General features: G+C 64.5%; 13 protein-coding genes. 12 read left to right on the top strand and 1 reads right to left on the bottom strand.

The window, feature by feature from the left end:
• The 8 genes from AC0L3U_RS23220 (at window position 1) to AC0L3U_RS23185 (ending at window position 7,681) form a co-directional block, all read left to right on the top strand.
• Complete coding sequence (locus AC0L3U_RS23220) at window positions 1–1,389, top strand: pyruvate dehydrogenase complex E1 component subunit beta (RefSeq protein ID WP_247289664.1); 1,389 nt, start codon at window positions 1–3, stop codon at window positions 1,387–1,389.
• A 3-nt stretch (window positions 1,390–1,392) separates the two neighbouring features.
• Window positions 1,393–1,695, top strand: a complete 303-nt coding sequence (locus AC0L3U_RS23215) for a DUF5076 domain-containing protein (protein ID WP_007590623.1) — start codon at window positions 1,393–1,395, stop codon at window positions 1,693–1,695.
• A gap of 2 nt (window positions 1,696–1,697) precedes the next feature.
• On the top strand, window positions 1,698–2,150 hold the full coding sequence (locus AC0L3U_RS23210; RefSeq protein WP_473363351.1) for a nucleoside deaminase: 453 nt from the start codon (window positions 1,698–1,700) through the stop codon (window positions 2,148–2,150).
• A 60-nt stretch (window positions 2,151–2,210) separates the two neighbouring features.
• A complete protein-coding gene (locus AC0L3U_RS23205; RefSeq protein ID WP_473363350.1) occupies window positions 2,211–3,560 on the top strand; it encodes a pyruvate dehydrogenase complex dihydrolipoamide acetyltransferase in 1,350 nt (449 codons plus the stop codon).
• A gap of 20 nt (window positions 3,561–3,580) precedes the next feature.
• Window positions 3,581–3,808, top strand: coding sequence for a hypothetical protein (locus AC0L3U_RS23200; protein ID WP_473363349.1), 228 nt, complete (start codon window positions 3,581–3,583; stop codon window positions 3,806–3,808).
• Between the two features lie 17 nt (window positions 3,809–3,825).
• Entirely contained in the window at window positions 3,826–5,244 is a 1,419-nt protein-coding gene (lpdA, locus tag AC0L3U_RS23195) for a dihydrolipoyl dehydrogenase (protein WP_473363348.1), read from the top strand.
• A gap of 140 nt (window positions 5,245–5,384) precedes the next feature.
• Window positions 5,385–6,626, top strand: a complete 1,242-nt coding sequence (locus AC0L3U_RS23190) for a threonine synthase (RefSeq protein ID WP_473363347.1) — start codon at window positions 5,385–5,387, stop codon at window positions 6,624–6,626.
• Window positions 6,627–6,712: 86 nt separating this feature from the next.
• Window positions 6,713–7,681, top strand: a complete 969-nt coding sequence (locus tag AC0L3U_RS23185; RefSeq protein ID WP_473363346.1) for a tripartite tricarboxylate transporter substrate binding protein BugD — start codon at window positions 6,713–6,715, stop codon at window positions 7,679–7,681.
• Window positions 7,682–7,816: 135 nt separating this feature from the next.
• Here AC0L3U_RS23185 and AC0L3U_RS23180 read toward each other — a convergent pair whose 3' ends face one another.
• Window positions 7,817–10,006, bottom strand: a complete 2,190-nt coding sequence (locus tag AC0L3U_RS23180) for a lytic transglycosylase domain-containing protein (protein WP_473363345.1) — start codon at window positions 10,004–10,006, stop codon at window positions 7,817–7,819.
• Between the two features lie 323 nt (window positions 10,007–10,329).
• On the opposite strand from AC0L3U_RS23180, the gene AC0L3U_RS23175 reads away from it, so the two are divergent.
• The 4 genes from AC0L3U_RS23175 to AC0L3U_RS23160 all read left to right on the top strand — a co-directional run bounded on the left by AC0L3U_RS23175 (window position 10,330) and on the right by AC0L3U_RS23160 (window position 13,089).
• Window positions 10,330–12,066 (top strand): adenylate/guanylate cyclase domain-containing protein, encoded by a 1,737-nt coding sequence (locus tag AC0L3U_RS23175; protein WP_473363344.1) that lies wholly within the window; start codon window positions 10,330–10,332, stop codon window positions 12,064–12,066.
• Entirely contained in the window at window positions 12,045–12,347 is a 303-nt protein-coding gene (locus AC0L3U_RS23170) for a hypothetical protein (protein WP_473363454.1), read from the top strand. Before AC0L3U_RS23175 ends, AC0L3U_RS23170 begins: the two co-directional genes overlap by 22 nt.
• Window positions 12,348–12,496: 149 nt before the next feature.
• Window positions 12,497–12,709: a hypothetical protein gene (locus AC0L3U_RS23165; RefSeq protein ID WP_027567097.1), complete on the top strand. Its 213-nt coding sequence runs from the start codon at window positions 12,497–12,499 to the stop codon at window positions 12,707–12,709.
• A gap of 122 nt (window positions 12,710–12,831) precedes the next feature.
• A complete protein-coding gene (locus tag AC0L3U_RS23160) occupies window positions 12,832–13,089 on the top strand; it encodes a hypothetical protein (RefSeq protein ID WP_007590640.1) in 258 nt (85 codons plus the stop codon).
• The last annotated feature ends 348 nt before the right edge of the window (window positions 13,090–13,437 follow it).

The raw sequence follows: 13,437 nt of genomic DNA, 5'->3' as shown, positions 1-13,437 counted from the left end.
ATGCCAATTCAGGTGCTGATGCCCGCGTTGTCGCCCACGATGGAGAAGGGTAACCTCTCCAAATGGCTGAAAAAAGAGGGTGAGACGATCAAGTCCGGCGACGTCATCGCCGAGATCGAGACCGACAAGGCGACCATGGAGGTCGAGGCGACCGATGAAGGTACGCTCGGCAAGATCCTGATCCCCGAGGGCACAGCCGACGTGGCCGTGAACACGCCCATCGCGACGATTCTGGCCGATGGCGAGAGTGCCGCCGATCTCGCCAAGGCGCCGGCGCCTGCCCAGCAGCAGAAGGCCGCCGAGTCCGCAGCCCCTGCCGCTGCAAAAGCCGAAGCGCCAGCCCCCAAAGCTGCGCCGGCGCCGCAGGCCGTCGCAGAACCCGACCCGGAAGTACCCGCCGGCACCGAGATGGTGACGCAGACCATCCGCGAAGCCTTGCGCGATGCCATGGCCGAAGAGATGCGCCGCGACGCCGACGTCTTCGTGATGGGCGAAGAGGTCGCCGAATACCAAGGCGCCTACAAGGTGACGCAAGGGCTGCTTCAGGAGTTCGGCGCCAAGCGCGTCATCGACACGCCGATCACCGAGCACGGCTTTGCCGGCATCGGCGTCGGCGCCGCGATGAGCGGGTTGAAGCCGATCGTCGAATTCATGACCTTCAACTTCGCCATGCAGGCGATCGACCAGATCATCAACTCCGCGGCAAAGACGCTCTACATGTCCGGCGGCCAGATGGGCTGCTCGATCGTGTTCCGCGGGCCCAACGGCGCCGCTTCCCGCGTGGCCGCTCAGCACAGCCAGGATTATTCGTCCTGGTATTCGAACGTCCCGGGCCTCAAGGTCGTCGCGCCGTTCTCGGCCGCTGATTACAAGGGCCTGCTCAAGGCTGCGATCCGCGATCCCAATCCGGTGATCTTCCTCGAGAACGAGATGCTCTACGGTCACACCGGCGAGGTGCCGAAGCTCGATGACTTCGTGATTCCGATCGGCAAGGCGCGCATCGTGCGTTCCGGCAGCCATGTCACGATCATCTCGTGGTCGAACGGCATGAGCTACGCGCTGAAAGCCGCCGACGAACTCGCCAAGGACGGCATCGAGGCCGAAGTGATCGACCTGCGCACGCTGCGTCCGATGGACACCGAGACGATCATCAACTCGGTCAAGAAGACGGGACGTGCCGTCACGGTGGAAGAGGGCTGGGCCCAGAGCGGCGTCGGTGCCGAGATCGCCGCGCGGATCATGGAGCATGCCTTCGACTATCTGGATGCGCCGGTAACCCGCGTCTCCGGCAAGGACGTGCCGATGCCCTATGCCGCGAACCTGGAAAAGCTCGCGCTGCCCTCGGCGGCAGAGGTGGTCGAGGCCGCCAAAGCCGTCTGCTACAGGTAGACCATGGCGGGCCCGAAGGAGCAGCCATTGCCACCCGACGTCCTCGTCCGCGATGATGCGGTCGAGATCCTGCGCGTGTTCGTGCTGGACGGCGGGCTGTCGATGGCGTTCCAGCGGGCCTTCGACGAGCCCGACATGTGGGGCCTGCTGCTCGTCGATCTCGCCCGTCACGCCGCCCGCGCCTATGCGCGCGAGAGCGAATACACCGAAGAGGACGCGCTGAACCGGATCATCGAGATGTTCCAGGCCGAGATCGAGCGTCCCACCGACACCGGCACCACGACGCCGCGCGGGAAGGGGCACTGACCGTGGCGATCGAATCCTATCATTTCGATTTCATGCTGGAGGCGATCCGCGAGGCGGAAGCCTCAATCGCGCAAGGCGGCCTGCCGATCGGCGCCGTGCTGACCCGCGACAACAAGGTGATCGCCCGCGGCCACAACAATCGCGTGCAGGAGAACAACCCGATCCTGCACGGCGAGATGAGTTGCCTGCGCGAGGCGGGTGCGATTTCGTTCCACGATACCGTCATGTACACCACGCTGTCGCCATGCGCGATGTGTTCCGGTGCGCTCGCGCTGTTCAAGGTCAAGCTCGTGGTGATCGGAGAGTCCGTCACCTTCGAGGGCTCCAAGGACATCCTCGACAAGTTCGGCATCCCGTGGATCGACCTTGCCGACGACCGCTCCATCACCATGATGAAAAATTGGCGTTCTATTCCTGCCAATGAGCGCCTGTGGCAGGGCGACATCGGCAACTAACCTGGTCTGTCCGTCTTCGGTCCGGAGACGGAATTTTGCAAAGTTCTTCTTGAGGTCAGCATGCCCATCAACATCCTGATGCCCGCTCTTTCGCCGACGATGGAGAAGGGCAACCTCGCCAAGTGGCTGAAGAAGGAAGGCGACAAGGTCAAATCCGGCGACGTCATCGCCGAGATCGAGACCGACAAGGCGACCATGGAGGTCGAGGCCATCGATGAGGGCACGATCGCCAAGATCCTCGTGCCAGAGGGCACGCAGGACGTCCCGGTCAATGACGTGATCGCGGTGCTGGCCGGCGAGGGCGAGGACGTGAAGGCGGCAGGTGCCGCCAAGCCGAGCGCTTCGGCCGCGCCTCCGAAAGCTGCTGAAGCTTCCGCTGCCACAGCGGCTCCTGCGCCTGCTGCGCCCAAGGCCGCGCCGGCGCCCGCTGCAGCACCTGCACCGCAAGCCGCAGCACCTGCTGCGCAGAGCAACGGACATGGCGGCCGCGTGTTCTCCTCGCCGCTGGCGCGTCGACTCGCCAAGGAATCCGGCCTCGACGTGTCGATGGTGACCGGCACCGGCCCGCATGGCCGCGTGGTGGCCCGCGACGTCGAGCAGGCCAAGTCCGGCAAGGGCCTGAAGGCTCCCGCGGCGACGCCGTCAGGCGCGCCCTCGACCGCGCCGACCATGTCGGACAAGCAGATACTGTCCCTGTTCGAGCCGGGCTCCTACGAGGTCGTCCCGCATGACGGCATGCGCCGCACGATTGCGCAGCGCCTGACCGCGTCGATCCAGAACGTCCCGCACTTCTACCTCACCATCGACTGCGACATCGGCAAGCTGCTTACCGCTCGCGAGGAGATCAATGCGGCTGCTCCCAAGGACAAGGAGAAGAAGCCGCTCTACAAGATCTCGGTCAACGACTTCGTCATCAAGGCGATGGCGGTGGCGCTGCAGAAGATCCCGAATTGCAATGTGAGCTGGACCGAATCCGGCATGGTCAAGCACCACCATTCCGATGTCGGCGTTGCGGTGGCGATGCCCGGCGGCCTGATCACGCCGATCATCCGCAAGGCCGAGACCAAGACGCTGTCGACCATCTCCAACGAGATGAAGGATTTTGCTGCGCGCGCTCGCTCGCGCAAGCTGAAGCCGGAAGAATACCAGGGCGGCACGACGGCCGTCTCCAACCTCGGCATGTTCGGCATCAGCCACTTTACCGCCGTGATCAATCCGCCGCATGCGACCATCCTCGCGGTCGGCACCAGCGAGGAGCGGCCGGTCGTCCGCGGCGGCAAGATCGAGATCGCGAACATGATGAGCGTGACATTGTCGTGCGATCACCGCGCCATCGACGGCGCGCTCGGCGCCGAGCTGATCGGCGCCTTCAAGCAGCTGATCGAAAATCCTGTGATGATGATGGTGTAGCCCAGGGAGGCGCGGGGTGAATGCGAACGCGTTGGCCCTGGATCTCCTTGTTGCTCTCGGCTGTGGTTGTACTCAATCCGGTCGGGCTCGATATTCTGCATTCCGCGTTCTTTGCCGGCGAGCAGCTGGCACGGAGCATCGGCCAGGCGGTCATTATGATCGCGCTGGCTATCATGGCCGGCGCGATCCTGCTCGAATGGCTGGTCAGGGTTTTGATTTCCAGGCGCCGCGCCCGCGGCACCTCTTGAGTTGAACGGGAGCCGCCATGGCCGATACATCCTTCGACATCATCATCATCGGCTCCGGTCCCGGCGGCTATGTCACAGCGATCCGAGCCGCCCAGCTCGGCTTCAAGGTCGCGATCGTCGAGAAATCCTATCTCGGCGGCATCTGCCTGAACTGGGGCTGCATCCCGACCAAGGCGCTGCTGCGCTCGGCCGAGATCTACCACTACATGCAGCACGCCAAGGATTACGGCCTGTCGGCGGACAACGTCTCGTTCGATCCGAAGGCGGTGGTGCAACGCTCGCGCGGCGTCTCGAAGCGGCTGAACGACGGCGTCGGCTTCCTGATGAAGAAGAACAAGGTCAGCGTGATCTGGGGCGCGGCCTCGATCGACGCGCCCGGCAAAGTCACCGTGAAGAAGTCCGACGTCGAGGGCCCAAAGGGCACGCTGGGCGAGGGGACGTATCAGGCCAAGCACATCATCGTCGCGACCGGCGCGCGGCCGCGGGTGCTGCCGGGCCTCGAGCCCGACAAGAAGCTGATCTGGACCTACTTTGAAGCGATGGTGCCGGAGCGGATGCCGAAATCGCTGCTGGTGATGGGCTCGGGCGCGATCGGGATCGAGTTCGCATCTTTCTTCAAGACGATGGGCTCCGATGTCACTGTCGTCGAGGTGCTGCCGCAGATCCTGCCGGTCGAGGACGCCGAGATTGCCGGTCTCGCCCGCAAGCGCCTCGAGAAGCAGGGCATCAAGATCCTCACCAACACGGGCGTGACGAAGCTGGAGAAGAAGAGCGACAGCGTGGTCGCGACGCTCGATGACGGCAAGGCGAAGCAGACCGCTGAGTTCGAGCGCGTGATCTCTGCCGTCGGCGTCGTCGGAAACATCGAGAATCTCGGTCTCGAAAAGCTCGGCGTCAAAACCGAGCGCGGCTGCATCGTGATCGACGGCTACGGTAAGACCAACGTTCCCGGCATCTATGCCATCGGTGACGTCGCGGGTCCCCCGATGCTGGCCCACAAGGCCGAGCATGAGGGCGTAATCTGCGTCGAGGCCATCAAGGGCCTGCATCCGCACCCCATGGACAAGCTGATGATCCCCGGCTGCACCTATTGCAATCCGCAGGTCGCCTCCGTCGGCCTCACCGAAGCCAAGGCCAAGGAGAATGGCCGCGAGATCCGCGTCGGCCGCTTCCCCTTCGTCGGCAACGGCAAGGCGATCGCGCTCGGCGAGGACCAGGGCCTGGTCAAGGTCATCTTCGACAAGAATACCGGTCAGCTGCTCGGCGCCCACATGGTCGGCGCGGAGGTGACCGAGTTGATCCAGGGCTACGTCGTCGCCATGAACCTGGAGACGACGGAAGAGGAGCTGATGCACACGGTATTCCCGCATCCGACGCTGTCGGAGATGATGAAGGAAGCCGTGCTGGATGCGTATGGACGGGTGCTGAATATTTGACGGCCACTGCCGCCGTCATTGCGAGCGAAGCGAAGCAAAGCAATCCAGACTGCCTCCGCGGAAAGATTCTGGATTGCTTCGCTGCGCTCGCAATGACGAGCGGAGGGATCTGTTTGCAAAACAAAGAAGGAAACCACCCCATGCACGACAACGACAACCTTACCATCGAGCGCCCGACCTTCGTCACCCATCTCGAATGCGCGATGGAGGGCGATCATTACGCCGCCGACCAGGTCCATAACCTCTCCAAGGCTGGCAAGCCGCTGCTGGTGCGCTACGACCTTGCGGGCGTGAAGAAGGCGCTGACCAAGGATGCGCTTAGCCAGCGCCCGGCCGACATGTGGCGCTACCGCGAGCTTTTGCCGGTGCGCAAATGCAAGGACATCGTCTCGCTCGGCGAGGTCACGACGCCGCTGATCCGGCTGCCCAAGCTCGGTGCAAAGCTCGGCGGCGGCGAGATCATCGTCAAGGACGAGGGGCGCCTGCCCACCGGCTCGTTCAAGGCGCGCGGCCTCGTCATGGCGGTGTCGATGGGCAAGGCGCTCGGCATCAAGCACATGGCGATGCCCACCAACGGCAATGCCGGCGCGGCGCTCGCGGCCTATGCCACCTCCTGCGGCATCAAGACCACGATCTTCTGTCCGGCCGATACGCCCGAGGTGAACGTCAGCGAGATCGAGCTTCAGGGCGCGACCGTCTACCGCGTCAACGGCTATATCGACGATTGCGGCAAGATCGTCGGCGAGGGCAAGGCGAAAGTCGGCTGGTTCGACACCTCGACCTTGAAGGAGCCGTACCGGATCGAAGGCAAGAAGACGATGGGGCTCGAACTGGCCGAGCAGCTCGGCTGGGACGTGCCCGACGTGATCTTCTATCCCACCGGCGGCGGCACCGGCCTGATCGGCATGTGGAAGGCCTTCGACGAGCTGGAGAAGATCGGCTTCATTGGCTCGAAACGCCCGCGCATGGTTGCGGTGCAGGCCTCCGGCTGCGCGCCGATGGTGCGTGCGTACGAAGCCGGCACCGAGCATGCGACGCGCTGGGAGGACGCTCACACCATCGCGTCAGGCATTCGCGTGCCGCAGGCGATCGGCGACTTCCTGATCCTGCGCGCGGTGCGCGAGAGCAAGGGCTTTGCCATTGCAGTCGACGACGACAAGATCTCTGCCGCGCTGAACGAGGTCGCGCGCGAGGAGGGGCTGTTGCTCTGCCCCGAAGGTGCTGCCACCTACGCCGCCTACAAGGACAGCCTCGCCGACGGCCGCGTCAGCAAGACCGATCGCGTGATGCTGTTCAATTGCGCCACCGGCCTGAAATATCCGCTGCCGAAGGTCGACCGCACGCTCGATCGCCACAAGCCGATCGACTATTCGCAGTTCTAGCGCGTCATTTCGCCTCTTCACGAACGATCCCTCTTCCCGTACGCGGGAAGAGACAAAAACAACAATGACATCGTTGGGAGAAGACAATGAAGGCCGCCTGGGCTGCGCTGATTGCTATTCTCGCTGTTGCAGGCGCCGCGCGCGCCGACGACTATCCCTCACGCCCCATCACCATCATCGTTCCCTTCGCCGCCGGCGGTCCGTCGGATGCGATGGCGCGCGTGCTTGCCGAGCGGATGCGTACGGCGCTCGGCCAGCCGCTGGTGATCGAGAACGTTACTGGCGCGGGCGGCTCGATCGGCGTCGGTCGCGCCGTGCATTCGGCCCCCGACGGCTACACGATCTCGTTCGGCCATCTCGGCACCCACGTCGCCAACGGCGCCGTCTACAAGCTCAATTACGACCTGGTCGCGGACCTGGAGCCGGTGGTGCTGCTGCCGAGCAATCCGATGATCGTCGTCAGCAAGAACGCGGTGCCCGCGACCTCGCTGAAGGAACTGCTGGACTGGCTGAAGTCGCGGCCGTCGCCGCCGACCGCCGGCACCGCCGGCGCGGGCTCGGGCAGCCACATCGCCGGGGTCTATTTCGAGAGCGTCAGCGGCATCAAGCTGCAATACGTGCCGTATCGCGGCACTGCGCCCGCCCTGAACGATCTGATCGCCGGCCAGATCGACGTCATCGTCGACCAGACCTCGAACTCCATCAATCAGGTCCGCGCCGGCACCATCCGCGCCTATGCCGTCACCGATGACAAGCGCCTCGCCTCGGCGCCCGACGTCCCGACGGCGGAGGAGGCGGGGCTGAAGGGTTTCAACATGACGCTGTGGTCCGGCATGTGGGTGCCGAAGGGCACGCCGAAGGCGATCGTTGCGAAGCTCAACGCCGCCGCCGTGGAGGCGCTGAACGACCCCGGCGTGAAGAAGCAGCTCGAAAGCCAGGGGCTGGAGATGACGCCGCAGGATCAGCTCACGCCCGAAGCGCTTGGCGCGCGCCAGAAGGCGGAGATCGCGAAGTGGTGGCCGATGATCCAGGCGGCGAACATCAAGGTGGATTGAGGCGCTCTGGTAGGGTGGATTAGCCCAGCGCTGCGCGAAGCGCAGTCGCTCGGCGTAATCCACCTCTTCTTGTGCGGCGATAGAACTGGTGGATTACGCTTCGCTAGTCCACCCTACGAAGCTACGAAGCCGCGGCTACTCCGTCCCCGTAAATCCCACCGGCGTCGCCACGGCCGCCGCGTCCTTCGTCACCACGCGCTGATCGCTCTTGCCGGCGATCATGCCGCTGCCCTCGAACCGGGCGCGGTAGACTAGCACGTTCTCGATCACGCGCTGGACGTAGTTGCGCGTCTCCGACAGCGGGATGCGCTCGACCCAGTCGACCGGATCGACCTTGGGATCCCTGGGGTCGCCGCGCGCCTGCACCCATTCGCGCACGCGGCCACGGCCGGCATTGTAGCCGGCGAAGGTCATGATCTGGTTGCCGCGATATTCCGACATCAGCGCGCTGAGCTCGGCCGCGCCCATCTGCGTGTTGTAGACGGGATCGGAGACCATCTTGTCCCAGTCATAGGTCAGGCCGAAGCGCTTTGCGGTGTCGCGGCCCGCTTCCGGCGTCACCTGCATCAGCCCGACCGCGTTGGCGGCCGATTTGTCGCGCTGGTCGAACGAGCTTTCGGTGCGGGCCACCGAATAGATCACGCTGGGTTCAATCGCGGGCGCGACCTGCTTATGTTCAGGGATGCCGATGGTCGGGAAGGCGTAATGGTCGAGCGCGAGCCCGCGCGCCAGCGCCGACTTGCCGACCTCCAGCATCACGCGCGCATCGTTGCGCCGGCCGGCGAGCTCGCCGAGCGCTTCGAGTGCCGCCACGTTGGTACTCTCCTTGGAGAAATCCTCGGCGTAGTAAAACACCATGTCGCGCTCACCGACGCCGTAGAGCATGTCGGCGGCGCGCACGCGCTCGTCCGCGGGCGGCGTGTCGGCTGCTGCCAGCACAAGCGAGGGCGCGCGCAGCTCGATGCGGTCGAGGCCGAGCCTGGCGCGGGCGAGCTGGCCGTAATAGGCCGTCGGATAGCGCGCCGCCGCCTGATAGCTCAGGCGCGCATCGGCGGTTGCGTTCATCGCCTCGGCCGCGCGACCGCGCCAATAATGCGCGCGCGACAGCGCGATCGGGTTGGCCGAGCCTTCGTCGATCGCGGCGAAATGCGTCATCGCCGCCTTGGGATCGTCGAGATAGCGCAGCGCGATCCAGCCGCACATGAAGTGATAGTCGACGCGATAGACCTCCATCGCGGGCACGGCCGCCGAGCGCACCACATCATAGGCGGTCTTGAACTCGCCCTGGTCGAGCAGTTTTCGCGCGAGCAGGCGGCGCTCGCGCCACCAGGCGTCGGTGTCTTGCGCCGCCATCGTATCGGGCGCGGCGGCCAGGATCACCTCGGCCGCGTCGTCGATGCGGTCGTTCTGGAGATGCCATTGCGCGCGGCACAGCACATAGCCGAGGTCGCGCCGCGCCTCGGCCGAGACGTCATCGAGGTAATCCTTGGCCTTGCTGACCTTGCCGGTGACGGCGGCGCAGGCCTTGACGATCGCGAGCGCATCCTCGCCGAGCCGCTTGGCTGCGCGCCGCGCCCCCGCATAGTCCTTGGCGCCGAGGCGCTTGTCCATGCGGGCGCGATGATCCTCGGTGGTCAGTAGATCGCGGAACGCTTCGTAGGAATCTTCCTCGCTGCGCTCGGACAATTCGTCGGTGCGCCAGGCATCGCGCACCAGACGGGCGGCCCTGTCGCTGTCGCCCTCGGTCATCAGCACGCGCGCGAGTGCGAACTTGCCCTTGGCGCTGGTCGGCCGGTCCATCGTGAATTTGTGCACGGTCGCCGCGTCGGCCTTCTCCTGCCACAGCCGCGCCTCGGCACGGCGGCGGAGCAGCGCGCTGCTCGGCCAGTCCGGATTGGCGGCGAGGAAGGCGGCGTAGCGCTTGAAATTCGCCGTGCTTTCGGAATGGCGCAGCATGAACCAGTCGGCGAGCTTCTGTCCGGCCGGGTCGGCAATGCGGTCGCGCGCCGCGCTCGCGTCCTCGGTCTTGCCCTTCCGCGCGAGATCGATGGCATCCTTCAGCGCGGCGAGATCGCCAGTCAGCGGCGGGGCCGCCGGCTTGTCCGAGGGCGCGTCGTCCTGCTTCTTCGACTTGCGCTTGGCCTCGGCATGCTTGCCGTGCCGCGCCTTGCCGGCGGAGGCGTGGCGCTGCTTGCCGGCTTTCGCCTCATGCGTCTTCTTCGGCGCGGAAGATTTGTGATTGCTCTTCGCTGCCAGCTCAGTAGGGATGAAGGCCAAAGCGGCCACGGCAACGGCACACGCGAGCGAGCGTAGGCACTGGTTCATTCCGTGGTCCCCCTGCGAAACCAGTACAAACCAAAGTCCGCGACGAGATGCGGCTCGAGAATCAAAACGACGTCAAAAATGGTGACGCGACGCCGTTTCGCATCCTCAAGCTGTTCCAACAATGCGGCGAAATACGGATGGAGCGGGGGAACCTGTGCAACGGCGGGTCGACGAGGCTCTTAACCTCTGTTAACCATTCGGACTCGCGCGGTGGTTGCGGGCGGCTCCTTGGCGCGACAGCGGCCTGATTGTGCGTGTCCCCTGGTCCAAATACGGTGTATTGGGTTCCATAGCCGTTCCTGCAGCCCATTTGCCTCACACCCATGCCGCTTTTCAACCAGTCGATCCGGCGCAAAATCGTCGGCATCGCCCTCGGATTGATCGTCCTGATGCTGGTCACCTCGATCCTGTCGATGGTGATGTCGAGCCAGGTCGGCGTCCTGCTTGACGAACTGACCAACCGCTACATTCCGGCCTATAGCCATCTCGCGCGCGCCAATATCCGCTCGCTGGAGCGGGCGCTGGCGCTGCGGCGAATGGTCATGACGAGGATGGGATCGGCGTCGGACGAGGAGGCCTACGCGGCGCGGCTTCGCGACTTCGAGGCATTGGACCGCAAGTTCGAGGAGGAGGCCGAGACCGCGCGCAAGCTCATCAACGCCATCATCGACGACCCCAGGACCTCTTCCGACAACGCCGCACTGGCACGGCTCGACGTTCGTATCGAGAGCGCTGTCACCGAGCTGCGGCGCAATCTGGACGAGGGCAATACGAAACTGCTCAAGCAGATCGAGGCCAAGGACATGGCCGAGGCCCGCGGCACGCTGGAACAGCTCGACTTGCTGCGCGATGCGTTCAACCGGAAGGTCGACGCGATCCGCGGCGACATGCTGACGCAGGTCTTCTTCTCGACGTCGCAGGTGATAAGCCGACAATACCAGGCGATTATCGTGTCGGGAGTCGTGACCTTGCTGGCAGCGGTGCTCGGATTTGCCTTTGCGCTTCTGGTGTCCAGCGGCATTACGCGCCCGGTGCGGCTGCTGCTCGCCGGCACGCGCGAGGTCGAGGCCGGCCGCTTCGACAAGACCATCACCGTCTCCACCCAGGACGAGATCGGCGAGCTGGCCGCAGCCTTCAACCGCATGACCGAGCAGCTCAGGCACAATGAGCGCGTCCGCGAGACGTTCGGTCGCTACATCGATCCCAAGGTGGTGCAAGGCCTGATCGACCGGCCCGAGGTCGCCATCGACGGCCAGCGCCGGGTGATGACCATCATGTTCTGCGACATGAGCGGCTTCACCGCGATGAGCGAGGGCATGACCCCGCGCGGCCTGGTCAGGGTGATGAACCATTATTTTACGATGATGTCCGGTCCGATCAGGAGCAACCGCGGCATCATCGACAAATATATCGGCGACGCCATCATGGCCTATTGGGGCCCGCCCTTCATCGAGGAGGACGAGCCGGCGCTGCTCGCAGGCCTTGCCGCCATCGACATGGCCGATCAGGTGCCCGCGCTGCAGAAGCAATTGCCGGATCTCCTCGGCATCCGCGCCATGCCGGTGCCGTGCGATTTGCGGATCGGCATCGCCACCGGCGAGGTCCTGACCGGCAGCATCGGCTCCGAGCTGATGATGAGCTTCACCGTGATGGGCGATGCCGTGAACCTCGCCTCGCGGCTGGAGGCGGTCAACAAGACCTATGGCACCCGCATCTTGATCTCGCAGGCGACGGCGGATGCGATCGGCTCGCAGCTCGAATTGCGCGAAGTCGATCGTCTTGCGGTCGCCGGCCAGAGCGTGCCGCAAACGATCTTCGAGGTGATGGGCCGGGCAGGCGCGCTCACGGCCGCGCATGAGAGCCTGCGTTCGCACTACGTCGGAGGCCTCGCTGCCTATCGCGCCCGCCGCTTCGACGAGGCCCGTGCCGCCTTCAACGTGGCGCTCGAAGCCGTCCCGGGCGACGGCCCCTCGCGCGCACTGCTCGCCCGCATTGCGCAATTCGAGGCCAATCCGCCAGGCGAGGGCTGGGACGGCGCATGGCGGTTGGAGCAGAAATAGCCGGCCGCGCGGAAAAATTGATTCTACTCGATAACGATGTTCGCCGTGACCTATTTCCTAGGCTTAGGTTTGGTGTCCTTGAGGCGTTTGACGGGGACACGCCGATGACAGAACTTGAGAACAGGCTCGAACGCTTCGAGACGCTCACCGCCGAATGCGAGCTGATCGCCAGGCTCGCCACCGACAGCACCAAGCGCGAGTTTTATCTGAAGCTTTCGGAGCAGTACCGCCAATTGGCTGTGGAGATGCGGCAGGCCATCGCAAGCAAAGCTGCGGCCTGACGCCGACAATCCGTTCTTAACACTTGGCGCGCATCCTCAGTGCAGATGCGGGGACGCCTGCGGCGATTTTCCGCTGTGGAAGTGCCGGGGCTCGTTGCGGTGCAGCGCGCCTCGCGAGATTGTTTTGTCGTGCCTCATAGGGCGATCCCATGCGCCTCCTTGCGGTCATCATGTTTGGACTCATGACGGCAGCCTGCAATCAGGAGCAGGACATCACCGGCTCGACCCCGGTCTGCGCGATGCGGAACTACACTTCCTTCAATCCCCGCGACATGGCCCAGTGCGTTGCCGCCTGCAAGGCGTGCGACCACGGCAACACGGTCACCTGCAGCACGTCATGCACGCTCAAGGGCGCCCACTGAGCCGCTCAATCTCCTGGTTTGGGTCGCTACGGTGTCTTGATCCGCCTCGGCGGTGTCTTGGCACCGGAACGATTCACATGGATTAATCATTGAAGGGATGGCAGGACGCGGAGTCCTTTGAAATGGGTATGCTCGATCCCGGTCGGTTCCTGGTGTCATGCTCGCATTGCGCGGCCTGGCCGATGGCGGCCAATGTAAAACGTTCGAGCTGGTCGGCTTCGCCAAATGAGGTCCGCTTCGTGTGCCCGCGCTGCCGCCGCGAGGAGACTGCGATCATCTCCGCCTCCGGCGAGTTGACGCCGATCCGTCGCGTCGACGTCCCGCCGCGCGATGTCACCGCGGCCTGGGCTCAAGCCCAGCGCGCAAGAGGACGAGCGTAGCCCGTCCCGTTTGAGGAACAAGACGGTGAGGCGCTGAGGTCAAGTCGCTGAGGTCCAGTCATGGCGATGACCGACCCAGCCCCGCAAGGCGACCGCCGTCCGGACCGTCACGACATACCCGAACGGCCGGGCGGCCTGATGTGACTTTCACGAAGTCGTCGCGGTTGCCCGTCGGGCAAAACACCTGACCATTTCTCGAGACCCCTGTGTCAATGCATACATAGAAAAATATTCCGCTTTACCGAAATTCGGTTTTGACGTATGTGTCGGTCATCCCGGCTCATCCTTGAGGGGCGATCTCGTTGTCGTCTTGATTGCGAGCCGGGCTTGCGGTGGACGCGGCAGCGT

Source organism: Bradyrhizobium sp. Kon69, from assembly GCF_055807515.1.
This window is presented reverse-complemented; position numbering and strand designations above follow the sequence as displayed.